Origin of the sequence: Pseudomonas sp. BW7P1 (assembly GCF_024981055.1) — a bacterium.
Classification (GTDB): domain Bacteria; phylum Pseudomonadota; class Gammaproteobacteria; order Pseudomonadales; family Pseudomonadaceae; genus Aquipseudomonas; species Aquipseudomonas bananamidigenes.
In genome coordinates, this window is record NZ_CP103374.1 from 4,690,683 (window position 1) to 4,715,795 (window position 25,113).

General features: G+C 59.4%; 22 protein-coding genes, 5 tRNA genes and 1 riboswitch. Of the genes, 6 read left to right on the forward strand and 21 right to left on the reverse strand.

The genetic code is table 11. The features are described from left to right. Window positions 1-37 precede the first annotated feature (37 nt). From NWV16_RS21110 to NWV16_RS21120, 3 genes are all read right to left on the reverse strand, one after another. On the reverse strand, window positions 38-1,279 hold the full coding sequence (locus tag NWV16_RS21110) for a glutamine synthetase family protein (RefSeq protein WP_260523563.1): 1,242 nt from the start codon (window positions 1,277-1,279) through the stop codon (window positions 38-40). 219 nt (window positions 1,280-1,498) lie between these two features. Continuing rightward, window positions 1,499-2,191, reverse strand: a complete 693-nt coding sequence (locus tag NWV16_RS21115) for a sensor histidine kinase (protein ID WP_065258851.1) — start codon at window positions 2,189-2,191, stop codon at window positions 1,499-1,501. Continuing rightward, a complete protein-coding gene (locus NWV16_RS21120; RefSeq protein ID WP_260520619.1) occupies window positions 2,188-3,792 on the reverse strand; it encodes a tetratricopeptide repeat-containing response regulator in 1,605 nt (534 codons plus the stop codon). The genes NWV16_RS21115 and NWV16_RS21120 overlap by 4 nt, the downstream gene beginning before the upstream one ends. 222 nt (window positions 3,793-4,014) lie before the next feature. Between NWV16_RS21120 and NWV16_RS21125 the strand changes: the two genes are divergently transcribed. Then, the gene (locus NWV16_RS21125) at window positions 4,015-5,385 is read left to right on the forward strand and encodes a lysozyme inhibitor LprI family protein (protein WP_260520620.1); all 1,371 of its coding nucleotides are present in this window, start codon (window positions 4,015-4,017) and stop codon (window positions 5,383-5,385) included. Window positions 5,386-5,447: 62 nt separating this feature from the next. On the opposite strand, the gene NWV16_RS21130 is transcribed toward NWV16_RS21125, so the two are convergent. Then, window positions 5,448-5,524 (reverse strand) — tRNA-Arg (locus tag NWV16_RS21130). A 282-nt stretch (window positions 5,525-5,806) separates the two neighbouring features. Here NWV16_RS21130 and NWV16_RS21135 point away from each other — a divergent pair. Together NWV16_RS21135 and NWV16_RS21140 are read left to right on the forward strand one after the other, a co-directional pair. Next, the gene (locus NWV16_RS21135) at window positions 5,807-6,037 is read left to right on the forward strand and encodes a hypothetical protein (RefSeq protein ID WP_065258853.1); all 231 of its coding nucleotides are present in this window, start codon (window positions 5,807-5,809) and stop codon (window positions 6,035-6,037) included. A gap of 20 nt (window positions 6,038-6,057) precedes the next feature. Continuing rightward, window positions 6,058-6,237, forward strand: coding sequence for a PA3371 family protein (locus NWV16_RS21140; protein WP_065258854.1), 180 nt, complete (start codon window positions 6,058-6,060; stop codon window positions 6,235-6,237). Here NWV16_RS21140 and phnN read toward each other — a convergent pair. Next, complete coding sequence (gene phnN, locus NWV16_RS21145) at window positions 6,212-6,781, reverse strand: phosphonate metabolism protein/1,5-bisphosphokinase (PRPP-forming) PhnN (RefSeq protein ID WP_260520621.1); 570 nt, start codon at window positions 6,779-6,781, stop codon at window positions 6,212-6,214. The genes NWV16_RS21140 and phnN overlap by 26 nt on opposite strands. A 390-nt stretch (window positions 6,782-7,171) precedes the next feature. On the opposite strand from phnN, the gene NWV16_RS21150 reads away from it, so the two are divergent. Next, window positions 7,172-7,498, forward strand: a complete 327-nt coding sequence (locus tag NWV16_RS21150) for an Arc family DNA-binding protein (RefSeq protein ID WP_003178899.1) — start codon at window positions 7,172-7,174, stop codon at window positions 7,496-7,498. 115 nt (window positions 7,499-7,613) lie between these two features. Here NWV16_RS21150 and mgtE read toward each other — a convergent pair whose 3' ends face one another. Continuing rightward, window positions 7,614-9,056, reverse strand: a complete 1,443-nt coding sequence (gene mgtE, locus NWV16_RS21155) for a magnesium transporter (RefSeq protein WP_065258856.1) — start codon at window positions 9,054-9,056, stop codon at window positions 7,614-7,616. A gap of 320 nt (window positions 9,057-9,376) precedes the next feature. Here mgtE and NWV16_RS21160 point away from each other — a divergent pair, with 320 nt between their 5' ends. Then, entirely contained in the window at window positions 9,377-9,895 is a 519-nt protein-coding gene (locus tag NWV16_RS21160; protein WP_260520622.1) for a cell envelope protein SmpA, read from the forward strand. Window positions 9,896-9,914: 19 nt separating this feature from the next. Here NWV16_RS21160 and NWV16_RS21165 read toward each other — a convergent pair. The 8 genes from NWV16_RS21165 to ltaE form a co-directional block, all read right to left on the reverse strand. Continuing rightward, window positions 9,915-9,991: transfer RNA gene (locus NWV16_RS21165), tRNA-Arg, on the reverse strand. A 72-nt stretch (window positions 9,992-10,063) separates the two neighbouring features. After that, a tRNA-Arg gene (locus NWV16_RS21170) sits at window positions 10,064-10,140 on the reverse strand. A gap of 72 nt (window positions 10,141-10,212) precedes the next feature. Beyond that, a tRNA-Arg gene (locus tag NWV16_RS21175) sits at window positions 10,213-10,289 on the reverse strand. A 107-nt stretch (window positions 10,290-10,396) separates the two neighbouring features. After that, a tRNA-Ser gene (locus NWV16_RS21180) sits at window positions 10,397-10,487 on the reverse strand. A 62-nt stretch (window positions 10,488-10,549) separates the two neighbouring features. Continuing rightward, entirely contained in the window at window positions 10,550-10,738 is a 189-nt protein-coding gene (csrA, locus tag NWV16_RS21185) for a carbon storage regulator CsrA (protein WP_002554426.1), read from the reverse strand. A gap of 187 nt (window positions 10,739-10,925) precedes the next feature. Next, window positions 10,926-12,167 (reverse strand): aspartate kinase, encoded by a 1,242-nt coding sequence (locus tag NWV16_RS21190; protein ID WP_065258858.1) that lies wholly within the window; start codon window positions 12,165-12,167, stop codon window positions 10,926-10,928. Between the two features lie 90 nt (window positions 12,168-12,257). Then, window positions 12,258-14,882 carry an alanine--tRNA ligase gene (gene alaS, locus NWV16_RS21195; protein ID WP_260520623.1) on the reverse strand — a complete coding sequence of 875 codons (2,625 nt, stop codon included), beginning with the start codon at window positions 14,880-14,882 and terminating at the stop codon, window positions 12,258-12,260. A gap of 146 nt (window positions 14,883-15,028) precedes the next feature. Further along, window positions 15,029-16,033 (reverse strand): low-specificity L-threonine aldolase, encoded by a 1,005-nt coding sequence (gene ltaE / locus NWV16_RS21200; RefSeq protein ID WP_260520624.1) that lies wholly within the window; start codon window positions 16,031-16,033, stop codon window positions 15,029-15,031. 197 nt (window positions 16,034-16,230) lie between these two features. Next, window positions 16,231-16,402, forward strand: a riboswitch (FMN riboswitch). A gap of 102 nt (window positions 16,403-16,504) precedes the next feature. On the opposite strand from ltaE, the gene NWV16_RS21205 reads away from it, so the two are divergent. Continuing rightward, window positions 16,505-17,014, forward strand: a complete 510-nt coding sequence (locus NWV16_RS21205; RefSeq protein ID WP_260520625.1) for a 6,7-dimethyl-8-ribityllumazine synthase — start codon at window positions 16,505-16,507, stop codon at window positions 17,012-17,014. A 153-nt stretch (window positions 17,015-17,167) separates the two neighbouring features. Here NWV16_RS21205 and astE read toward each other — a convergent pair whose 3' ends face one another. The 7 genes from astE to NWV16_RS21240 form a co-directional block, all read right to left on the reverse strand. Beyond that, window positions 17,168-18,178, reverse strand: coding sequence for a succinylglutamate desuccinylase (gene astE, locus NWV16_RS21210; RefSeq protein WP_260520626.1), 1,011 nt, complete (start codon window positions 18,176-18,178; stop codon window positions 17,168-17,170). A gap of 12 nt (window positions 18,179-18,190) precedes the next feature. Then, window positions 18,191-18,481: a topoisomerase II gene (locus NWV16_RS21215; RefSeq protein WP_065261776.1), complete on the reverse strand. Its 291-nt coding sequence runs from the start codon at window positions 18,479-18,481 to the stop codon at window positions 18,191-18,193. Window positions 18,482-18,543: 62 nt separating this feature from the next. Then, window positions 18,544-19,890 carry an N-succinylarginine dihydrolase gene (astB, locus tag NWV16_RS21220; RefSeq protein ID WP_065261777.1) on the reverse strand — a complete coding sequence of 449 codons (1,347 nt, stop codon included), beginning with the start codon at window positions 19,888-19,890 and terminating at the stop codon, window positions 18,544-18,546. Window positions 19,891-20,054: 164 nt separating this feature from the next. Then, the gene (gene astD, locus NWV16_RS21225; RefSeq protein WP_260523564.1) at window positions 20,055-21,524 is read right to left on the reverse strand and encodes a succinylglutamate-semialdehyde dehydrogenase; all 1,470 of its coding nucleotides are present in this window, start codon (window positions 21,522-21,524) and stop codon (window positions 20,055-20,057) included. After that, window positions 21,521-22,546: an arginine N-succinyltransferase gene (astA, locus tag NWV16_RS21230; RefSeq protein WP_065261779.1), complete on the reverse strand. Its 1,026-nt coding sequence runs from the start codon at window positions 22,544-22,546 to the stop codon at window positions 21,521-21,523. Before astA ends, astD begins: the two co-directional genes overlap by 4 nt. 51 nt (window positions 22,547-22,597) lie before the next feature. Next, a complete protein-coding gene (gene aruF / locus NWV16_RS21235) occupies window positions 22,598-23,617 on the reverse strand; it encodes an arginine/ornithine succinyltransferase subunit alpha (protein WP_065261780.1) in 1,020 nt (339 codons plus the stop codon). Window positions 23,618-23,818: 201 nt separating this feature from the next. Continuing rightward, a complete protein-coding gene (locus NWV16_RS21240; protein ID WP_260520627.1) occupies window positions 23,819-25,039 on the reverse strand; it encodes an aspartate aminotransferase family protein in 1,221 nt (406 codons plus the stop codon). Window positions 25,040-25,113: the final 74 nt, after the last annotated feature.

The window sequence follows — 25,113 nt, forward strand, 5'->3', positions numbered from 1 at the left end:
TCGGGCTATCGAACGATAGCCCGATGACGACATTTCGTCAGGCCTGGGCTGCCAGAACGCGCCGTTCCCAGGGAGTGATCTCATCAAAGAAACTGGTCAGTTCCATGGTCTTCGAAGCGACGTAGCCTTCGATGAACTCGTTGCCGAACAGTTCCCGCGCCAGTTGGCTACGCTTGAGGCGATCGATCGCAGCGTGCAACGTACACGGCAGCGAAAGATTGTCCGGCACCTCGAACTCACCCTGGATCGGCGCACTCGGCTCCAGCTCATGCTCGATGCCATACAGGCCGGCTGCCAGACTCGCAGCGATGGCCAGATAAGGGTTGGCATCGGCGCCCGGCAAACGGTTTTCGACCCGACGAGCAACCGGCGAACTGGCCGGAATCCGCAGACCCGCCGCTCGATTGTCGTGGGACCAGCAGGCATTGTTCGGCGATGCAAACGGGTGGCACAGGCGCTGGTAAGAGTTGACGTTCGGCGCAAACAACGCCGTGAAGTCGGCCATGCCAGCCTGCTGTCCGCCGATGAAGTGACGGAACATCGAAGTCGGCTGACCGTTCTCATCGCTGAACACATTCTTGCCGCTGCCGGTCTCGACGACGCTCTGGTGGATATGCATCGAACTGCCCGGCGTGTGCGCCAGCGGCTTGGCCATGCAGACCACAGTCAGGCCATGCTTGAGCGCGACTTCCTTGAGCAGATGCTTGAACAGGAAAGTCTGGTCGGCCAGCAACAGTGGGTCACCGTGCAACAGGTTGATCTCGAACTGGCTGACGCCCATTTCGTGCATGAAGGTATCGCGCGGCAAGCCCAGGGCCGCCATGCATCTATAGACTTCACTGAAGAACGGCCGCAGACCGTTGTTGGAACTGACGCTGAACGCCGAGTGACCATCCTCGCGCCGACCATCGAGGCCGACTGGCGGCTGGAAGGGCTGGTTCGGATCGGTGTTGGGTGCGAACACAAAGAATTCGAGCTCGGTCGCCACCACCGGCGCCAGGCCACGGGCCGCATAACGGGCGATGACTTTTTTGAGCTGACCACGGGTCGACAGGTTGGAGCTTTCGCCGCTCAGCTCGTCGGCGTCACAGATGGCCAGCGCGCGCGGCTCCTGGCTCCACGGTAGAGGATGGATCTGCGCAGGATCGGCGACCAGCGCCAGGTCACCGTCATCGCTGCCGTAGAACCGTGCAGCGGGATAGCCCCCCATGATGCATTGCAGCAGCACCCCCCGGGCCATCTGCAAACGCCGCCCCTCGAGGAAACCCTCGGCGGTCATCACCTTGCCCCGTGGCACGCCGTTCAAATCCGGCGTGACACATTCAATCTCATCAATGCCCGTCAATCGCTGCGCGAGTGAACGCTGGCCATCGGTTGTCATGACGCAATCCTTGTTATTGTGCGAGCCGCGAACGGCGACTCGGACAACATAGGCTTCGCCTGTTCGGAATTTCAAGCAGCGGCCAACAAAAAGACCTCAGGACGACGAATCCACGCCTCAGGGCAGGTAAATGCTGAACACGCCACCGCCCAGCGGCCCGCCATTGCGGATCTCGGTGCGACCGCCGACACCGTTGCGCTGATGCAGCGCCGCAATACGCCCGGCGAAGTACAGACCCAGGCCGGTACTCCCGCTGCTGTGGTTGATGCCCTGCACATAATCGGCCTGGCGCTCGAGCATTTCGGCAGGATAACCGGGGCCATCGTCATGGATGCTCAGCACCAGTTGCCCGGCCTCATCGCTGACCGTGATCAACAACGATTCACGGGCATAGCGGATCGCGTTGTTGATGCAGTTGCCCAGCACCGAAGCAATCAGTTCACGATCGAAGAACCCCAAGGGACTGAGCGGATCGACCTCGTAAGTTGCGATGATTCCACGACTGGCGAACACCTCTTGATGGGACGCCAGTTGCGCCTCGATGAAATCGTCCAGTTCGTGATAGGCCGGCTGCAACGGCATCTGGTTGACCCCGAGTTTGTATAACCCGAGCAGCTGCACCAGCATGCCGTTGAGGTGGGCGAACTCGAAATCGATCACGCCTTGTTCCGGCACCTGCCGTTCGGCTTCGGGCAGGCGCGCCAGCCATTGGCTGTGGGCCTGCATCAACATCGCCAGAGAGTTCTTCATGTCGTGCACGGTGGAGGCGATCACCGTGGAAAAATCCAGTGCCTGCTCGTCTTGATTCATTCGCCAAACGCCTTGCTTTTCAGCTTCTGATAACGCGGATAACGCGCGTCGGTGTCGGGCATCAGGCCGACCATTTTCAGGCAGGCCCGACATTCTTCCAGCTCCGCCGACGGCACACTGGTGTCGGTGCCGTGCAACAGCGACTGCGCCATGTTCAGCGCGATGCTGATGTTCTTCGGTTGCATCTTCAGCGCCTTGCGGAAGACCTCGCGGGCCTCCGCCAGATTGCCGGTCTTGTACACGCGCACGCCCTGTCGGTTGAGGTCGGCGGCAGCGTTGCTGGAACTGAGAATAGTCGGGTCGTCGGTAAGCTTGGCGATGTCTTTCATCACCGCCGGGTCATCGCCGTAAATCTCCGCGCAACTCTTGAGCATCGACGTGCCCGCCTCGGCCTGACCGAGCATCTGCAATTGTTTGGCCACCAGCAGTGCCGCTTCCGGGCTCATGAACTGCTCCATGCCGTCAAGACGCATCAGTGCTTGCTCGGTGAGTTTTTCGGCGGTTTCGGCGTCGTTGAGCAGCAGACTGGTGGCCTTCATCAGACGCGCGCGGATCTGCAAACCGGGATCGCTCGGGTTTTCCTTGGCCACGGCACTGAGGGTGGTGTTGATCTCCAGCCGCGTACGGGTATCCAGGCCCTTTTCGCTGCCCTTGCTGATCAGCGCGTGGGCCAGCCCCAGGTTGCTTTCCGGATCCTTGAAGCGCGACTGCGCGCCCTGCGCCACCGCCTGACGATAGGCACGCGAGGCCGTGTCGAAATCTTCGTTGGTCATCGCCAGCTTGCCGAGCAGCGCCTGACGGCGAACCGCCAGCGGCGACAGACGAATAGCCTCTTCCAGCACCTTCTGCGCACCTTTGGTATCGCCCTCTGCCACCAACACATCGGCCATGCCGTCGTACAGCGCCGGCATCATCGGGAACACCTTCAGGGCTTTTTCATACACGCCTTTGGCCTGGGCCACCTGACCACGCTTGAACAGCAGCTTGCCCAGCCCGGCAAATGCCCACGGCAACGGCCGGTCGGCGATGATGCTGTCATACAGGCGCTCAAGCGCTTCGTTCTGATTCATGTCGCGCAAGGCGTCGGCACGGTAGCGCAGGCACAGCGGCGAATAGCGGATATCCTGCTTGCACAGGGCGATACAGGCGTTGAGCACCTCCACCGGCTTGCCACGGTCGAGGGCTTGCAGAATCGGCTTGAGCAGGGTCTTGCGCTGCTCCAGACGTTCCAGGCGCTGGGCCAGACCGACGCGATTGAAGGGCTTGGTCAGGTAAGCGTCCGGCTCATGCTCCAGAGCACTGAGCACCATGGCCTGACTGGTCTCGGCGGTGACCATCACGAATACCGCTTCGTGACTGATCAGCTTCTCCATCATCAGGTCTTCCAACACCTGCTGACCGTTTTTCTTGCCGTCACCGAGGTGGAAGTCCTGAAGAATGAAATCGTAGGACTTCTGCGCGCACATTTTCAGCGCCTGCTCACCGCTGTCGGCAGTGTCCACGTCCTTGACGCCCAACTCGCGCAACATCGAGCGCACAGAACTGCGGAAATCCGAGAAATCATCGACGATCAGAAAACTCTTTTGGTGATACGACAGCATCGAAGATTTCCAGGCAATTGAAGAGGATGGACCGAGGGCACATTTCAGGCGCGCTGATGATAGCTGCCGGCCAAATGCTATCAAGCGATTTCGTGCGACTCTGAAGTCACCGAACGGGTTATCGGCCGGATCAGCGGTTCTCTTGAAGCGGGGGTTCAAGATTCATTGCACAGCGATTACCCTGCGCGCCTGTTTTCACCCTCTGCTTTCAAGGTTTTTATCGTGTACATCAAAGGACGCTACATCGTGTCGACCTGTGCGCTGCTGTTTTTCCAGCAGGCACTGGCGACCGGAATGGACTGCACAAAAGCGGCAAGTGCTGTGGAACATGCGATTTGCGCAGAAAAATCACTGTATGAGCTGGATGAACGGATGGGGGCGACTTACCGGAAATTGATGTCGGCCACTGCGATGCAGAGCGAAGTAAAAAAAGCTCAGCACCAGTGGCTGAAGGAGCGCAATCAATGTGCCGACAACATCGGTTGCCTGAACCAGCGCTATCAGGATCGGTTGCAGGTATTGCACGCGCAGTGGATCGAAGCCGTTGCCTATAAGCCGGACGACGTCGACAGGCAGGTTATGGAGGATCTGCAACTGCGGGTTCGGGAGATGAGCAAGGGGCATCCGGAGTTTGCGCTGGAGCGTGCGCTGGATTCTCTGACGCTTGGCGAAGTCGGCAACTCGTTTTCAGCTGAGCTGGACGAAGACGAGCAACCGCTATTTCCCACGACCATCCCCAAAGGCGTCACGCAAGCCGAGTGGAAAGCACTGCAAGCATCCGACATCAAGGGAGCAGCGGAGTCAGGTCCAACCTCCTACACCCTGATGGATCTGGATGGCGACGGTCAGCGCGACCTTGTCGTGGAAACCTACGCGGGCGGCACCGGGATGTTTCGCTACACGGAAACCTGGCGCCGGGTCGACAGCAGATTTATCAGGAGAGCCGCTGAAATTGCCCCTCAGACCAGCAACGACAGCGTTCTTTTCTATACCAATGATCGCGGTGCCAATCAGTCCGCCTACCTGATCGGCAGTCATGGAAGAATCTATTTCGCCTATCGAAACGGCAGTTACGGCGAAGATCAGGTCTTCCTGCTCAATCCCCTTAAAATCAACAGGCAAGTGCCGACTGTCAGCGTCCGCTACGACTATCAATTAACCGTTCCACACACTCAGCACCTTGAGGACGGCAGTAAAGCCTACGAACTGGAGCCGTCCCTGCAGAAAGTACTCGCCAACGCCGTGACAAACGTGAACGCAACGGCCGGGATGACAGGCCGGCACACACAACCGCTCTGCCCCATTCCCCCATCCGCCAGGGACAGTGAGGAGTACTACAGCTACGGTGCGAGCTACTACGCGATCGAGCCTGTCGCTGACTTCCCCGTGATCATTGGTGAAGATTGTTTCGTCGCCAGACTGATCAACTGGTTCGGCAGCTACGATGAAAAGACCGGGCTTTTTGCCCAGCTGACCCTGCGCAAACCAGAAGCTGAAGGCCAGGAGCGAGGCTATACGGTCAACGGACGTCGACATATTACCCGGATCAGCACTTCGGTCGGCAAAGCCGAAGGTGGCGCCGAGACGTTATAGGTGATTTGGCAAACCCAGCAAAAAGCCCCACCAGATCACTCTGCGCGGGGCTTTCGAATATATGGTGTCCCAGGGCAGGTTCGAACTGCCAACCTTCCCCTTAGGAGGGGGATGCTCTATCCAATTGAGCTACTGAGACACGGAACTGCCGGTACGACAGACGGCGTGCATGTTAACGGCCAGGCCCTGATTTGTCATGTCATCCGCTGGTTTTTTAAAGTGTAGGCAGGCGCCTTGCAATAGCGTGGGATGTTTTGCCGTGCAATTTGCACACCTCAAAAAAGCCACCATTGCAGAATGCAATTCCCACTTCGTTAAAAACCCTTCCAAATGCTTGTTTTTAAAGGACTTAACAGCGGTTAGACTGTTGGCACGACGGCTGCTTCCGGTTCTTGCGACAGAACAAACGGAGCATCGCCTCATGAACCGCTTCCTCTTGCTCGCAAATGCAATGGCTCTGATGACTCTGGTGGGTTTTCATTTTATCCCCCAGCACAACGAAACCGTGACTCAGCGTATGCCGCATTACCTGCAAGTGCAGAAGGCGCCACAATGGGCGGTGATGAACGATCAACATGACTTTGCTGCGCATGACGTCAGCGAGTCAGATCAGGTACCGACCGCTCAGTTGTCCGAACGTCTGGTGTTTTGAATCATTTTCGGGAGTACCGCATGTCCAGATCCGCCCTGGGATTATTGATCCTCGCTGTCTTGAGCGGTGTTTTGCATTTCTCGCTGTTCGAAAAGACAGAAATTTCTCTGCCACTGATTGGCTGCGGTGTGTTCGCCGTTCTGTTTGCGCTGGCTTTGGTGGCCGGGCGCAAGATCAAGTTTGATCCTGTCCTGCGCTGAGCCTGACCAGTTCCAGCAAATGACCGACGGCATCCGCCAAGTCACCCGAATTGTCGATCAGATGCACAGGCTTGTCGGTTGAACGTCTTTCCTTGAACAGCGTATTGCGGGCAAGCCTCGCATCGATCTGTGCAAGTGTCTCCCGACCACGTCTGAGCAGGCGCTCACGCAAGACATCATTCCGGACCGTCAGCAGCACAGGCACCAGGGACGGATAGCTTTCAAGCGCTTGCCTGAGATTCCCACGAGAGCCATTTACCAGCACGTGTCTCCCGGCCTTCAACCACTCATCCATCTCGACAGGGATGCCGTAGGCAAGGCCGTTGGCCCACCACGCCAGCGAAAATTCACCCGCGCGCTCACGCTGCTCGAACTCTTGCGGCGTTACACCGATCGCATCTTCACCCACCGATTCAGCCGAACGCGTGATCACCCGCCGCATCACTTCGCAGTTCAGCGCACGTAAAGGCCCTCGCGCCGCCTCGATCAGACTGTCCTTGCCGGAGCCGGACGGACCCATGAGATAAATCAGTCTGCCATCCATCCTGAAAACGCCCTCCGGCGGGCATTTGCCCCTGGTAAATCGGCCATTTGCCACTATCCTGTACAAGGTAAGGAACAAGGATTTTATCCCGCATAGCATGCACGGTCTGACGCCTTCGGGCATCCGCTCGTGCGCTTCAGGACGCGGTCAGCGATACGGGCCGGCGCATTCTTTTCAAACCAGTCCGCATTTCTGATAATTGGTGCTGGCATTACGCCTTTACCCGGATCAATATTTGTCACAGAATTGACGCCAATGATCTGGCAATTTTGAGGCAAGATGCGAGCCTCTTAACAATTCAGGTTGAACCATTTGGCGCGGATGCATGTCCTACAACTCATCCTGCGGCCAATCCCGAGAACCGCTCCCCTGAACTAACCGGTTAAATATATGCGCCCATTGAAACAGGCAATTTATTCCAGCCGTACGGCTGACAAGTTCGTCGTACGTCTGCCAGACGGAATGCGTGAACGCATTGCCGAGGTGGCTCGCAATCATCATCGCAGCATGAACTCCGAGATCATTGCACGCCTTGAGCAGAGTCTCATTCAGGAAGGCGCACTGGGCGAAGAGCTGAGCATGCGTCTGGACAGCCCTGAACTGTCGCTGCACGAACGCGAGCTGCTGCAACGCTTCCGCCAACTCTCCCATCGCCAGCAGAACGCGCTGGTTTCTCTGATCGCCCACGACGCCGAAATGGCCGCAGACGCATCCTGAGTAAAACCGAACACCTCAAGCCAGCATGAATGCTGGCTTTTTTTTGCTCGCAATCCGAGCTTTTCAAGGACGAAAAAAAGCCCGCCAATCGGCGGGCTGTTCTATATATGGAAAATCAAAGAAGAAAAATCGTCGCCAATCCCAGGAAGATGAAGAAGCCGCCACTGTCAGTCATGGCCGTGATCATCACGCTCGCCCCCATTGCCGGGTCGCGCCCCATTTTGGCCAGGGTCATAGGGATCAAAACCCCCATCAGCGCCGCCAGCAACAGGTTAAGCGTCATTGCAGCCGTCATCACCACACCCAATGACCAACTGCCGTACAACATGTACGCCACCACACCGATCACACCGCCCCAAACCAGGCCGTTGATCAGCGCTACAGCAAGCTCCTTGCGCATCAGGCGCGACGTATTGCCGGTGCTGACCTGATCGAGCGCCATGGCCCGAACGATCATGGTGATCGTCTGGTTACCGGAGTTGCCACCAATACCTGCCACGATCGGCATAAGTGCTGCCAGCGCCACCAGTTTCTCGATCGAACCTTCGAACAGACCAATCACACGGGATGCGACGAAAGCGGTGATCAGATTGATCGCCAGCCAGGCCCAACGGTTACGCAGAGATTTCCAGACCGAGGCAAAAATATCTTCCTCTTCACGCAGACCCGCCATGCTGAGGACTTCGCTTTCGCTCTCCTCACGAATCAGGTCGACCATTTCGTCGATGGTCAGACGACCGATCAGCTTGCCGTTCTTGTCGACCACCGGAGCCGAGATCAAGTCATAACGCTCGAACGCCTGAGCGGCGTCGTAGGCATCTTCGTCCGGATGGAAACTCACCGGATCGCTGGCCATTACTTCGGAAACCTGTTTCTCCGGGTCATTGACCAGCAAACGCTTGATCGGCAACACCCCCTTGAGCACGCCGTCGTAATCAACCACGAACAGCTTGTCGGTATGACCAGGCAACTCTTTGAGACGACGCAGGTAACGCAAAACCACCTCGAGACTGACATCCTCACGGATAGTCACCATCTCGAAGTCCATCAGCGCACCGACTTGCTCCTCATCGTAGGACAGAGCCGAACGCACGCGCTCGCGTTGTTGCTGATCCAGAGTCTCCATCAGTTCATGGACGACGTCTCGCGGCAGCTCGGAGGCCAGGTCAGCAAGTTCGTCGGCATCCATGTCCTTGGCGGCGGCCAGGAGCTCGTGATCGTCCATGTCGGCGATCAGCGTTTCACGGACGGAGTCGGACACTTCGAGAAGAATGTCGCCGTCGCGATCAGCCTTGACCAGCTGCCAGAGCGTCAGACGATCGTCCAGCGGCAAAGCTTCAAGAATGTAAGCAACGTCGGCGGAGTGCAGATCATCGAGCTTGCGTTGCAGCTCGACGAGATTTTGCCGGTGAACCAGGTTCTCGACCCGGTCATGATGTGCGCCTTCCTGGCGGTGAGTCAGGTCTTCGACGACTCGCTGGCGCTGCAGCAGCTCTACGACCTGAGCCAGGCGATCCTGCAGGCTTTCCTGTGTTTTCTTTACTTCGATTTCTGACATAGGCGAACTCCACTCCCAGCAGCGGGGCACGCCGGAAGGATCAATCAGTCAATTCATGATTGGTAAAACTGAGTATTGAGTAACTACTGGGTAAGTCCATGGAGGTTTTCCATAAGCCCCGGCGGGGCTGACGGGCGCAATGATACACCGCCTGACGGTTTTAAACGTTAAAAAATCCAGCCTGAAACAAGCGCTTGCGAGACAAAGCTGAGCGCTGTCCCGATTCTCCAGAGTGCGACGACTCATCCTGAAAAGAAAACACAACAGCGGTGAAAAAACTGCCGGCTACGCTTGATAAGGATCGTCATGGAGGACGCCGAATGCCATCAAGAACATCCCGACTCATGCTGACCACCCTGCTCTGCCTCCCCACCACAGGGAACACAACGACACTTCATCGCTGCGAAGCCCCTGACGGCAGCCTTACGTTCACCACGTTGAGCTGCGCGAACGATGAACATCTTTCATTTCAAGAGGTGCATCCCTACTCACCCGGCTCGACCGTGGCCCTGATACCCGAAGCCCGGCACGAAGAAATATCCGGGATGAATACCAGAAAGCGAGAAATGGCCATCGTGGGGCGCACATTCGACAAATGTGGAGATCTGATCGATGCAAGACAAAAGCGCGAAGCAATCATCAATCAGCGAATCATCGCAGGCATGAACCAGCAGGACGTCGAAAGCGCACTAGGCAAGCCCGACAAGATCAGCATCCGAAATTCTTCAACAAGCTATAGCTATAACCTCAAGCGAGGCCGGAGTGCGCAAATCGATTTCGATGAGAAAGGATGTGTGACAGGAAAACTCAAATCCCGGACAGCAAAAAGCCCGCGTTAAACGCGGGCTTTTTGGTATATGGTGCACTCGACAGGATTCGAACCTGTGACCGCTCGGTTCGTAGCCGAGTACTCTATCCAGCTGAGCTACGAGTGCATTTTGTGTTTTTAGACCAGACCACAACTGGCTGAAACCAAGTTATTTACATTGCTGCAACTAACCCTTAAATGGTGCACTCGACAGGATTCGAACCTGTGACCGCTCGGTTCGTAGCCGAGTACTCTATCCAGCTGAGCTACGAGTGCATTTGTGTTTGTTAGACCAGATCACACCTGGTTGAAGCCGAGTCATTTACATTGCAGTAACTGACTCTTAAATGGTGCACTCGACAGGATTCGAACCTGTGACCGCTCGGTTCGTAGCCGAGTACTCTATCCAGCTGAGCTACGAGTGCATTTGTTGCGCCGCATTATAGCCCGTCTAATCTCTATTCCAACCACTTTTTCTAATAAATTCAACAACTTACAGAAAAAGCCAGATTACAACGTACTAAGCAAATAATGGCGGAGAACGGGGGATTCGAACCCCCGACACCCTTGTGAGGTGTACTCCCTTAGCAGGGGAGCGCCTTCGGCCACTCGGCCAGCTCTCCGCAACACGGGGCGTATATTAACCAGCTTCTTCCCCGTTTGCAAACAAAAAAATCGATAAAAATTAATGGCTTGGTTCTTCGTCCTTTTCTTTCTTTATACGCAGGTAGATTTCTTCACGGTGCACGGCCACCTCTTTCGGTGCATTGACGCCGATACGCACTTGATTTCCTTTGACGCCGAGCACGGTCACGGTGATTTCGCCATCACCGATAATCAGGCTTTCTGCGCACCGACGAGTCAGAATCAGCATACCTTTCTCCTCACGCGAATCATTTCAGGAACAACAGTCTGCAAAAAAAAGGCACTCGACCTACAACCGGAGCGATCGTAGCCCTACATGCCTGAGTATTGACCAGCACGAGCAAAAGAACAGTTCAGGGCTCGCGCCATTCAAAAAATAAAGGGCGCGGTCAGACCGCGCCCTTTATTGATCAGGATTACTCGCCCTGACGGGCCGGAGCATCCAGTTCGAAAGCCGTGTGCAGGGCGCGCACGGCCAATTCCAGGTACTTCTCTTCGATCACCACGGAAACCTTGATTTCCGAAGTCGAGATCATCTGGATGTTGATGCTTTCCTTTGCCAGGGATTCGAACATGCGGCTGGCCACGCCTGCGTGGGAACGCATGCCGACGCCGACGATCGAGACCTTGGCAATTTTGGTATCGCCGACGACTTCACGGGCACCGATCTCGCGAGCGGTGTTTTCCAGCACGGTCTGCGCGGACTGGTAGTCGTTGCGGTGCACGGTGAACGTGAAGTCGGTGGTGTTATCGTGCGCGACGTTCTGCACGATCATGTCGACTTCGATGTTCGCGGCACTGATCGGGCCGAGAATCTTGAACGCCACGCCCGGGGTGTCTGGCACGCCACGGATGGTCAGCTTGGCTTCATCGCGGTTGAAGGCGATGCCGGAAATGATCGGCTGTTCCATGGTTTCCTCTTCATCAATAGTAATGAGGGTGCCCGGACCCTCCTTGAAGCTGTGCAGTACGCGCAGCGGAACGTTGTACTTGCCGGCGAACTCAACCGCACGGATCTGCAGCACCTTGGAGCCGAGGCTGGCCATTTCCAGCATCTCTTCGAAGGTGATCTTGTCCAGGCGCTGAGCGACCGATACCACGCGTGGGTCAGTGGTGTAGACACCGTCGACATCGGTGTAGATCTGGCACTCGTCAGCCTTCAATGCAGCAGCCAATGCCACGCCAGTGGTGTCGGAACCGCCACGGCCCAGAGTCGTGATGTTGCCGTGTTCGTCTACGCCCTGGAAACCGGCGACCACAACCACACGCCCGGCCTTCAGATCACCACGAATCTTCTGGTCATCAATCTGCAAGATACGCGCTTTATTATGCGCACTGTCTGTCAGGATCCGTACCTGGTTACCGGTGTACGACACCGCCGGCACACCGCGCTTGATCAGCGCCATGGCCAACAGGGCGATCGTCACCTGCTCACCGGTGGATACGATCACGTCCAGCTCACGCGGAACCGGTTGATCTTCGCCACTGATTTGCTTGGCCAGATCGATCAGACGGTTGGTCTCGCCGCTCATTGCAGACAGCACAACCACCAGGTCATCGCCCGCATCGCGGAATTTCTTAACCTTGTCGGCGACCTGCTCGATTCTCTCGACACTGCCGACCGAGGTGCCTCCAAATTTCTGTACGATCAAAGCCATTTCAAAGCCGCCTCTGCCCATGAAGGGCGCCCAATAATCACTCGAACAGCCGCCGGGCCCGCCACTAGACTGCGGGCCTGACAGACCGTCTTATAAACCCTGCTCGACGAATGGAACGGTCAGCGCCAGTGCGCTATCCAGTGCGCCGGCGTCGACACCGCCGCCCTGCGCCATGTCCGGACGACCACCGCCCTTCCCGCCCACCGCCGCAGCAGCCTGCTTCATCAAATCACCGGCTTTGAGTTGGCCAGTCAGGTCCTTGGTTACGCCTGCAACCAGTACGACCTTTTCCTCATGGACACTGCCGAGCAGGATCACTGCGCGGCCGAGTTTGTTTTTCAGCTGATCGACCAGCGCCAGCAGCGCCTTGCCGTCCTGACCATCCAGACGCACGGCCAGAACCTTCACGCCCTTGACGTCCACTGCCGAAGCAGACAGATCGTCGCCGGCAGCGGCGGCTGCCTTGGCCTGCAATTGTTCGAGCTGTTTTTCAAGCGCACGGTTACGCTCCAGTACAGCCGACAGCTTGTCGATCAGGTTATCGCGGCTGCCCTTGACCAGGCTGGCCGCTTCCTTGAGTTGTTCTTCGGCAGCGTTCAAGTAAGCCAGCGCCGCAGCGCCGGTGACTGCCTCGATACGACGCACACCCGATGCCACACCGCCTTCGCTGATGATCTTCAGCAGGCCGATGTCACCGGTACGGCTGGCGTGGATACCACCACACAGCTCGACGGAGAAATCGCCGCCCATGCTCAGCACGCGCACGTTGTCGCCGTACTTCTCGCCGAACAGAGCCATGGCGCCTTTCTGCTTGGCGGTTTCGATGTCGGTTTCTTCGGTTTCAACCGCGGAGTTCTTGCGGATCTCGGCGTTGACGATGTCTTCCAGCGCCTTCAGTTGCTCCGGCTTGATCGCTTCAAAGTGGCTGAAGTCGAAACGCAGGCGCTGACTGTCGACCAGCGAACCCTTCTGTTGAACGTGATCGCCCAGCACTTTGCGCAAGGCGGCGTGCAGCAGGTGCGTGGCCGAGTGGTTCAGCGAAGTGGCGTGACGCACCGTGGCTTCGACGTGGGCTTCCACTGGCGCGCCAACGATCAGACTGCCAGACGCCAACACACCGTGATGCAGGAACGCACCACCGGTCTTGGTGGTATCACGCACATCGAAACGGCTGTCGCCGGCCTGCAGGTAACCGCAATCACCGACCTGGCCGCCGGATTCGGCGTAGAACGGCGTCTGGTTCAGCACCACAACGCCTTCCTGACCTTCGCTCAGAACGTCCACGGACTGGCCGTCTTTATAGAGCGCAACCACTTTCGCCGTACCGCTGGTGGCGTGGTAGCCGGTGAACTCGGTGTCGACATCAACCTTGACCAGGCTGTTGTAGTCCAGGCCGAAGGAGCTGGCAGAACGCGCGCGGACGCGCTGAGCTTCCATTTCACGCTCGAAACCGACTTCGTCGATGGTCAGGCTTCGCTCGCGGGCGATATCCGCAGTCAGGTCCATCGGGAAACCGTAGGTGTCGTAGAGTTTGAACACCACGTCGCCCGGTACCACATCGCCTTTGAGTTCGGCCAGATCCTGCTCGAGAATCTTCAGGCCCTGCTCCAGGGTCTTGGCGAACTGCTCTTCTTCGGCTTTCAGAACGCGCTCGATGTGCGCCTGCTGGGATTTCAGCTCAGGGAAGGCGTCGCCCATCTCGGCCACGAGAGCGGCAACGATCTGGTAGAAGAAGCTGCCCTTGGCGCCCAGTTTGTTGCCGTGACGGCAGGCACGACGAATGATGCGACGCAGCACGTAGCCGCGGCCTTCGTTGGACGGCAGCACGCCATCGGCGATCAGGAAACCGCAGGAGCGGATGTGGTCAGCCACGACTTTCAGGGAAGCCTGATTGTCGTTGCTGCAGCCGATGGCCTTGGCGGAAGCGGCCAGCAGGCTCTGGAACAGGTCGATTTCATAGTTCGAGTGAACGTGCTGCAGCACGGCACTGATCCGCTCAAGCCCCATGCCGGTGTCCACCGACGGGGCTGGCAGCGGGTGCAGCACGCCATCGGCGGTGCGGTTGAACTGCATGAACACGTTGTTCCAGATTTCGATGTAGCGGTCGCCGTCTTCTTCCGGCGAGCCCGGTGGGCCGCCCCAGATGTCGGCGCCGTGATCGTAGAAAATCTCGGTGCAAGGACCGCACGGGCCGGTATCGCCCATGGTCCAGAAGTTGTCGGAGGCGTATGGCGCGCCCTTGTTGTCGCCGATACGCACCATGCGCTCGGCCGGCACACCGACTTCCTTGGTCCAGATGTCGTAGGCCTCGTCATCGCTGGCGTAGACAGTGACCCACAGTTTTTCCTTCGGCAGGTTCAGCCATTTCTCCGAGGTCAGGAAATTCCAGGCGTAGGTGATGGCGTCACGCTTGAAGTAGTCGCCGAAGCTGAAGTTACCCAGCATTTCGAAGAAAGTGTGGTGACGGGCGGTATAACCGACGTTTTCCAGGTCGTTGTGCTTGCCGCCGGCGCGCACGCATTTCTGGCTGGAGACGGCGCGGGTGTACGCGCGCTTTTCCTGGCCCAGGAAGCAGTCCTTGAACTGGTTCATCCCCGCGTTGGTGAACAGCAGGGTTGGGTCATTGCCCGGAATCAAAGAGCTGGAGGCTACACGGGTGTGGCCTTGCTCTTCGAAGAAGCGAAGGAAGGCTTCACGGATTTCTGCGCTTTTCATTAGGTTCTTCCACGGAGGCTGCGGCCAAAGGCCTGTACGAAACGTCAACAGACGAAACGACGGCAAAGGGCCGCATTATATCGGCCCTGCGCGCGGGGTACAGCGTGTTTATACGATAGAAACGGTCAATTGGGTGGCTAACACTGTCACTTGCGCGAAAACTCGACGAATGTCGCGATCACTTGCTCGATTTGCGAACGATTGACGTCCATGTGCGTGACCATCCGCAGACGGGCGGCAGCGCTCAGTTTGATGCCGCGTTCGGCGGCAAACGCCTTGATCGCCTCGGCACGGTCACCCATCTGTACGTAAACCATGTTGGTCTGCACCGGCTCGACACTGAAGCCAGCTGCGCGCAGGCCTTCGGCCAGAAACTGCGCATTGGCATGGTCATCCGCCAAACGCTCGACGTTGTGATCCAGCGCATACAAACCTGCCGCCGCCAGCAATCCGGCCTGACGCATCCCGCCGCCGACCATTTTGCGCAGGCGCCGCGCCTTGCCGATCAACTCGGCCGAACCGCAGAGCACCGAGCCGACCGGCGCACCGAGGCCTTTGGACAGGCACACCGAGACCGAATCGAAGTGTTGCGTGATCTCCCGGGCATCGACCCCAAGCTTCACCGCCGCGTTGTACAGCCGCGCGCCGTCCAGATGCAGGGCCAGGCCCTTGTCCTGAGTGAACCGGCGGGCACGGGCCAGATACTCCAGCGGCAACACCTTGCCTTGCATGGTGTTTTCCAGGGCCAGCAGTCGGGTGCGGGCGAAGTGGAAATCGTCTGGCTTGATCGCTGCGGCCACCTGATCCAGATCCAGCGAGCCATCGGCCTGTACCTCCAGCGGCTGCGGCTGGATAGAACCGAGCACTGCGGCACCCCCGCCCTCGTACTTATAGGTATGTGCCTGCTGACCGACAATGTACTCGTCACCGCGCTCACAGTGCGCCATCAAGCCCAGGAGGTTGCTCATGGTACCCGTCGGGACGAACAGCGCCGCGGCGAAACCCAGCCGTTTTGCCAGTTCGGTTTCCAGACGATTGACCGTCGGGTCTTCGCCATACACATCATCACCGGTCGCTGCGGCGGTCATCGCGTCCAGCATGGCGGGAGTCGGTTGGGTGACGGTGTCGCTGCGAAGATCGATAACGCTCATGAACCTGGCCTCAAGTCAGCAGGGGAAATCCCTTTTCGAAGAGGAATTACTGCGGGCATGGCGCGGATTAATCAACCCTTGCGCAAGGAAAAGTCGTTTCGTGCTTCGAAAAATCCGATGGCAATCATCACAAAGGCGCAATGCACAGCCCGTCGATCTGTGTTAAAAACGCTGCGCCGCCCGACAAAAGGGCGGCGAAACGTTCTCAGGGCGGGGTGCAATTCCCCACCGGCGGTAATTGCGCGCAATGCGCATAGCCCGCGAGCGCTTGGTGATCGGCACGGCAATGGCTGTGATCGGCGGCAAGGTCAGCAGACCCGGTGTGATTCCGGGGCCGACGGTCACAGTCCGGATGAAGAGAGAACGGGATTGACGCCAAAGGGCCGTCCGCCGTGCTTGCGCGAGCGTGCGTACCCTTGAATCCCTTTCGATTCATAACGCCCTGTTTTTCACACAAACAGGAGTCAGAACATGCAACCCACCGCTATCGACAGCAAAAACAAACATCCTCACGGCGAGCGCGTCGCGTTCATCCAGGCCTGCTGGCACAAGGAAATCGTCGACCAGAGCCGTAAAGGTTTCGTCGCGGAAATGATCGCCCTGGGCTATCAGGAATCGGACATCGACTTCTTCGAAGTCGGCGGCGCCTTTGAAATGCCCCTGCACGCCAAGCTGCTGGCCAGGACCGGTCGTTATGCCGGCATCGTCGCGGCCGCTCTAGTGGTGGACGGCGGGATCTACCGCCACGAATTCGTCGCCCAGTCGGTCGTCAGCGGCCTGATGCAGGTTCAACTGGAAACCGAAGTGCCGGTGTTCTCGGTATCCCTGACCCCGCACCACTTCCACGCTGGCGAAGAACACCAGAAGTTCTTCTTCGAGCATTTCGTGCACAAGGGTCAGGAAGCGGCGAGAACCTGCGCCGACACGCTGCAGAAAGTACGTGCATTGCGCCGCACCGAGCCGCGTGCCGTAGCGGTCTGACACCAGGCCCGTGACGAGTGAGGCTTCACGCCTCACTCAAATCAAATGTGGGAGCGGGCTTGCTCGCGAATGCAGTGCATCAGTAACAATCAAGTTGACTGACACACCGCATTCGCGAGCAAGCCCGCTCCCACAATGGGTGATGCGCTGGTATCAGGCGAGATTTTCGTCGGTGGCCGGCACGATCAGAATGCCCGCCCGCAGGCCGTTCCTGACCTTGGGATTGGGAAAGATGATCCGCGCGCCCTGCTCTTCGATGATCCAGCGGGTATTGGCCAGATCCTCGGCCAGCAGATAGCCCGCATCCAGTTCCGAAAAGTTTTCGATGTCCGCCGGCAGGTTCAGGCGGAACGCATCGCTGTGCTTGATGATTTCCCGGGCCACGCTGAAAAGTTGCAGGCCGTCCAGGCCCGCTTCGGCCATGTCCGGCTCGGTGCCTTCGATGATCTGTTTCAGACGGTTTTCCAGGCGCGACACATTGACCCCGGCGTTCTGCCCGAACGGCCGCGCCTTGCCCAGCTCCAGCGTAAAGGCCTCGGCACCCAGCTTGTCGTAGGTGTAAGAGCTGAACACGATCGACGGCTTGTTCTGCAGCAGGACCGCCTCCATGCCGGCGGCGCGCAGGCGGGCCAGTTCCAGACGGGAATGCCGGCGACCCTCCTTCCACGGATACAGGGCGAACTGCTCGATCTTCGAACCGCGAATCGCCGTGTGCAGGTCATAGTGCAGGCGCTGACGATCCGGCACGCTGAAGAAACTCGCGGCCAGGCGCTCCAGCTCACAGGCGCGCAGGGCTTCGTAACCGCTGCTTTGCTCATGACGGCCATTGAACAGCCGATTGACATCCTGCTCGATGAAACGCTCGCCCTTGCGAATCGCTTCCGGGTTGCCGAACAGGAACAGAATGCGTGCGCGCGGCTTGAGGTCGCCGCGGGCAATGTCATGCAGCAACCGGTCGAGCAATTCGATCGGTGCCGTTTCGTTGCCGTGGATGCCTGCCGACAGCAGCAGGTCCAGGCCGTTGTCGCGCGCTTCGGGTGGCCGGACTTCCAGCGCACCCTCGCTCAGCCAGCGCATGCGCACGCCTTCGACAGTCAGTTGAGTCTTCTCCGCCGGTTCGCGGCCGGCGAGGGTCAGTTCAAGCAATTTGCCGAGGGCGAGCATAGAGCGGTTTCCTTAGTGGTCGTGGTTGCAATCCGGGCCGTGTACGTGGCCGTCATCGTCGCCGAGGTCAGCCGGTTCCATCTCCAGTTGCAGACTTACCAGATTAGTCGCCAATGGACGCAACAGCAGGTTGGCGTATTCTTCGTCGCCTTCTTCGACGTCCACGCCGATCAGCAACTGGCCACGACCATCCTGCTGAATCCAGACTTCCTTGCCTTGCCACATGACCGCGAAGCGGGTGCAGGAAGTTTCCAGTTGCTTGCCGTCGGTGTCTTCAAGGATCAGCCGCAGGGAATCGCTCATGTCTTTCTTACGCTCTGTTGGGGAGACAAGCCGCGCGCCGCGCTCAGGCAGCGCGCCGGCCATCAATTGATCTGGAATGGATAAACCGCGCCCAGTTTAAGGATTTGCGTCAGTTCATCCAGTGCCGTCCGGCATTCAATCAGCAATTGCGGATCCGCCAGATCGCTTTCGGTCAGGCGGTCGCGGTAGTGCTTTTCGACCCAGGCAGTCAGCGAGCCATACAACGGGGCCGTCATGATAACGCCCGGGTTGACGGCCGCCAGCTCGGTCTCGTTGAGCGCGACACGCAGGCGCAGGCACGCCGGACCACCGCCGTTCTGCATGCTCTGTTTGAGGTCGAAGACCTTCACTTCGCGGATCACGCCACCGGAGCCGGTGAGGCCTTGCAGGTAATTCCACACGCGCTCGTTGCCACGGCACTCTTCCGGCACGATCAGCAGCATCGAACCGTCAGGACGCGACAGCAACTGGCTGTTGAACAGGTAGGATCGCACCGCGTCGTCCACGCTGACCGCCGAACGCGGCACACACACCGACTGGAACTTGCCGCCGACCCTGGCCAGTTTGGCTTGCAGTTCGGCCAGCATCTGTTCGGTGTCGAGGAACGCGTCCTCGTGATAGAACAGCACCTCGCCGTTGCCCACCGCGATCACATCGTTGTGGAACACGCCCTGATCGATCACTGCCGGATTCTGCTGCGCGTAGACCACGCCGTCGTCACGCAGGCCGTGCAGGCGGGCAACCGCTTGCGACGCTTCGAGGGTCTGGCGCGCCGGGTACTTCTGCGGCGCCGGATAGCGGGTGTCGAAAGCGCTGCGACCGAACACGAAGAATTCGACGCCAGCCTCGCCGTATTCGCGGCAGAAACGCGTGTGGTTGGCCGCACCTTCATCGCCGAACTGCGCCACCGCCGGCAACGCCGCGTGGTGAGCGAAGTGCTGCTGATCGGCAAACATCGCACCCAGCACGCGACTGGTGGTCGGGTGCTCGATGCTGCGGTGGTATTTGCAGTTCAGGTTGGCGGCAGTGAAATGCACGCGACCGTCAGCGGTGTCGGCACTCGGGCTGACCGTGGCGGCGTTGGCCACCCACATGCTCGACGCCGAGCAACTGGCAACCAGCAGCGGCATCGCGTCTTTCGCGGCGCGCTCTATCACCTGGGCGTCGCTGCCACTGAAACCCAGACGGCGCAGAGCCGCCACGTCCGGGCGCTCCTGCGGAGCGAGGACGCCCTGCTGAAAGCCCATTTCCATCAGCGCTTTCATTTTCGCCAGGCCTTGCAGCGCCGCTTCCTTCGGATTCGAAGACTGCTGGCTGTTGCTCTGGGACGCAACGTTGCCGTAGGACAGACCACCGTAGTTATGGGTCGGCCCCACCAGACCGTCAAAATTGACTTCAAAGGATTTCATCAGCGAGGCTCCACGAGAATCTGTTTGTTATAGGCTTCAGTAGGTATTCAGTGCGACCGCGGCGCGGCCTTCGCGGGCAAGCCCGGCTCCCACAGGTTCGGAGGTGTCCACACATTTTGTGGGCCACTCAATCACTGTGGGAGCGGGCTTGCTCGCGATTGGCATCACGCCATCTTCACGCCAGGCGTCAGGGCCGCCGGCAACACCAGGCTCGGGGTTTCCAGCGAGGCCACCGGATACGCGCAGTAATCCGCCGCGTAGTAGGCGCTGGCGCGGTGGTTGCCCGAAGCGCCGACACCGCCGAACGGCGCACTGCTCGCGGCGCCCGTCAGTTGTTTGTTCCAGTTGACGATCCCGGCGCGGCTTTCCAGCCAGAACTGCTGGTAGCGCTCTTCGGAATCCGACAACAGACCTGCGGCCAGACCGAATGCCGTGTCGTTGGCTTCGGCAATCGCCGCCGCGAAATCGGTGTAGCGGATCACTTGCAGCAACGGGCCGAACAGTTCTTCGTCGGAACGCTCGGCGACCGCCGTCACATCAATGATGCCCGGGGTCAGCAACGCCGACTGCGCCTGCGGCTGAGTCATGGCCAGCAGCGACACGGCGCCGTTGGCCAACAGATGCGCCTGGGCATCCATCAATGCTTTCGCCGCGCCGAGGGAAACCACCGACCCCATGAACGGCGCCGGTTGCTGGTCGAACGCGCCGACCTCGATGGTCGAGCTGACATCCACCAGACGCTTGATCAGGCTGTCACCCCACGCGCCTTGCGGCACCAGCAGACGACGGGCGCAGGTGCAGCGCTGGCCGGCGGAAATGAATGCCGATTGAATGATGGTGTAAACCGCAGCGTCGAGGTCTGCGACCTGATCGACCACCAACGGGTTGTTGCCGCCCATTTCCAGCGCGAGGATCTTGTCCGGACGACCGGCGAACTGCTGGTGCAGATGGTTGCCGGTACGGCTGGAACCGGTGAAGAACAGACCGTCGATACCCGGATTCGCCGCCAGGGCGATACCGGTTTCGCGAGCGCCCTGCAGCAGGTTCAACACGCCGGCCGGCAGACCGGCTTCGATCCAGCACTTGACCGTGAGCTCGGCAACTTTCGGGGTCAGCTCGCTCGGCTTGAACAGCACGCTGTTACCGGCCAGCAGCGCCGGCACGATGTGACCGTTCGGCAAATGGCCGGGAAAGTTGTAAGGGCCGAACACGGCGACCACACCGTGAGGCTTGTGGCGCAACACGGCGGTGGCGTCGCCCAGCGGGCCGCTCTTCTCGCCGGTACGTTCGCGGTAGCTCTGTACCGAAATCGCGACCTTGTTGACCATGCTGGTGACTTCGGTCGCGGCTTCCCACAGCGGTTTGCCGGTTTCCTCACCGATGGTGCGGGCCAGTTCGTCGGCATGTTTTTTCAACGTGGCGGCGAAAGCTTCAAGCACACCAATGCGTTCTTCCAGAGTACGCCGGGCCCAGCCCGGAAACGCCTGACGTGCAGCCTGCACGGCGGACTCCACCTGAGCGGCGGTGGCGCCCTCCCCCGACCACAGCACTTGCTGGGTCACCGGGTTCAGCGATTGAAAGGCCTCGCCCTGACCGGCCAGCCACTCACCTGCGATGTATAGCGAATTCATTATTTCGACTCCCGGGCAGCAGACAACGCCACGGCGCGAACCTGATCGCCAGCGTTGAGTTGAAGACGTTTGGCGGTCAGCGGATCGACCACCAGCGTGCCGGCGGCCAGACGGGCCGGCGCGGCCGTGATGCGGCAGTCTTCGCGTTTGCGGTTATGGATGATGAATGGCGTGGCGTCGTCGCCCGGCGTGCCGATGGCCAGCACCAGCGCCTCGCTGTCGCGCACCGCGCGGATCTTGCCGGTTTCGCACTCGATGGCGGGACCTGCGTCGAAGATGTCGACGTAGCCTTGATAGCTGAACCCTTCGCTCTTGAGCATCGCCAGCGCCGGCTCGGTGTCCGGATGCACCTGACCGATGACGTTGCGCGCGTCCGGCGACAGGAAGCAGGTGTACAACGGGAATTTCGGCATCAGTTCGGCGATGAACGCCTTGTTGCCGACGCCGGTCAGGTAATCGGCCTGGCTGAATTCCATCTTGAAGAAATGCCGGCCCAGGCTTTCCCAGAACGGCGAGCGACCGGCTTCATCGGACACACCGCGCATCTCGGCGATGATCTTGTTGCCGAACAGTTCCGGGAACTCGGCAATGAACAGCATTCGCGCCTTGGACAGCATGCGACCGTTGAGGCCGGTGCGGTAGTCGGCGTGCAGGAACAGCGAGCACAGTTCGGAATTGCCGGTCAGGTCGTTGGCCAGGAACAGCGTCGGGATCTCGCGATAAATGTTCAGCTCCTGCGAGGCACTGACCGTCAGACCCACACGGAAGTTGTACCAGGGTTCACGCAGACCGACGGCGCCGGCGATGGCGGAAATCCCCACCACCCGACCGTTGTCGTCCTCAAGCACGAACAGGTAATCCGCGTCGCCACGGCCGGCTTCGCCGCGAAAGGTCTTCTCGGCCCAGCCGACCCGATGGGTCAGGCGCTCTTCGTTGGCCGGCAAGGTGGTCAGGCCGGTGCCGGTGCTGCGGGCCAGGTCGATCAGAGCGGACAAATCGCTGCTGCGTACGGGACGAACAATCATGCTATCTCCTCAAACGGGCCGCCGCGGCCACCCGTGAAACTCGCTAAGGCGTTAAACCGCCACCAGGCGCACGCTGGCACCTTCACCGACGCCCAGGGCTTCGGCCGCTTCCAGATCCAGTGTCACCGGTTTGCCCGGTGCGTAATCCAACTCCAGCAATACCGCGCGGTAATCCTGCAACTGGGCATTGGCCACCAGATACTGGCGACCGGCACCCTTGACCGGCTCGCCGATCTTCACCGGCACCACACGGCTCTGGGCGATCGAACGGATCCCGGAAACGCGCGCATGCAGGGTCGGGCCGCCGTCGAAAATGTCGATGTAGTGATCGGTCTCGAAGCCTTCGCGCATCAGGATGTCGAAGGTGATCTGCGCACGCGGGTGCACCTGGCCCATCGCTTCCTGAGCGGAATCCGGCAGCAGCGGCACGTAGATCGGGTAATGCGGCATCAGCTCGGCGAGGAAGGTCCGGCTTTTCAGACCGCACAGACGCTCGGCTTCGGCGTAGTTCAGATCGAAGAAGTTGCGACCGATGGCGTCCCAGAATGGCGAGTCGCCGTTTTCATCGCTGTAGCCAACGATCTCGGTCACCACCGAATCGGCGAAACGCTCCGGATGACTGGCGACGAACAACAGACGACCACGGGAGTTGAGCTCCGCCCAGGGCGAACCGACCAGATCTCGCTGCACGTAGAAACTGGTCAGGAGGCTGTTGCCGGTCAGGTCGTGACATTGCGAGAGGACGTGGATCTTGTTGTGGATCTTCAGCTCGCGGGAAGCATGCACGAAGGTCTCGTTGCGAAAGCTGTAGAACGGCTCGGAGTAACCGGCCGAAGCGACGATCGCCGAGCAGCCCACCAGTTTGCCGGTGGCGGTGTCTTCAAGGACGAAGAAGTAACTCTCCTCGCCGTTGAAGCTCACTTCGGCGGCAAACGAGGCTTCGCTCGCCGCGATCTTGTCGCTCAGGCGTTCAACGTCATCCGGCAAGGAAGTGACACCGATCGGACTGTCCGCAGCCAGACGCTGTACCTCGCCCAGATCAGCCATTTGCGCAGGGCGCATCACCAGCATGGTGTCACTCCTTTCTCTCATAAACTCACAGAAAAAACGCCGGACACCGTGGGAGCGAGCCTGCTCGCGAAAGCTGTCTATCCGTCAGCAAAAATGTTGACTGACACGCCCTCTTCGCGAGCAGGCTCGCTCCCACAATGGAACTCGCCCGGCATCAAAATTGGGTTCGGCGCCTGAAAGTACCGGGCGCCGAAGGGTCTATCAGGCTTGGGTCAGCTTGGCCACGGCGCGCTCGAAGCGGTCCAGGCCTGCGTCGATATCCGCCTCTTCAATCACCAGGCTCGGGGCGAAGCGAATGACGTCCGGACCGGCCTGCAGGATCATCAGGCCTTCTTTTTCGGCGGCGTTGAAGATGTCCTTGGCCTTGCCTTTCCAGGCATCGCTCAGCACGCAACCGATCAGCAGACCCAGACCGCGCACCTGGGTGAACAGGCCGGACTTCTCGCCGATCTGTTGCAGGCGGGTCTTGAATTTGTCGTGCCTGGCGTTGACGCCGTTCAGCACTTCAGGGGTGTTGATCACGTCGATCACCGCTTCAGCCACGGCGCATGCCAGCGGGTTGCCGCCATAGGTAGTACCGTGAGTACCGACGACCAGATGCTTGGCCAGCGCTTCGGTGGTCAGCATCGCGGCAATCGGGAAACCGCCGCCCAGGCTCTTGGCGCTGGTCAGGATGTCCGGGGTCACGCCGAAATGCTGGTAGGCGAACAGGTTGCCGGTGCGGCCCATGCCGGTCTGCACTTCGTCGAACACCAGCAACGCGTTGTGTGCGTCGCACAGTTCACGGGCGCCTTGCAGGTAAGCCTGTTCGGCCGGCAGTACGCCGCCCTCGCCCTGGATCGGTTCCAGAACGATCGCGCAGGTCTTGTCCGAAACAGCGGCTTTCAAGGCCGCCAGGTCGTTGTATGGCACATGGGTGATGCCGGTGATTTTCGGGCCGAAACCGTCGGAGTACTTCGACTGGCCACCGACGTTCACGGTGAACAGGGTGCGACCGTGGAAGCTGTTGAGCGCGGCGATGATTTCGTATTTTTCGCTGCCGAAACGGTCGAATGCGACACGACGGGCCAGCTTGAAGGCGGCCTCGTTGGCTTCGGCGCCGGAGTTGCAGAAGAACACGCGCTCGGCAAAGGTAGCGTCGATCAGCTTGTGAGCCAGACGCAGCGCCGGCTCGTTGGTGAACACGTTGGACACGTGCCACAGCTTGTTCGCCTGTTCGGTCAGCGCACCGACCAGCGCCGGATGCGCGTGGCCCAATACGTTGACGGCGATGCCGCCAGCGAAGTCGATCAGCTCGCGGCCGGCCTGATCCCAGACGCGGGAACCGGCGCCACGCACCGGAATGAAAGCGGCAGGCGCGTAGTTGGGAACCATAACCTGGTCGAAATCGGCGCGTTGTACCGCAGCGTGCTCAACGGACATCGGAGTCTCCTGATGAGGGCCACCCGCCTGAAACTGGCGAGCGATGGGGGGATTGTAAGGACAGTTTTGTGCCC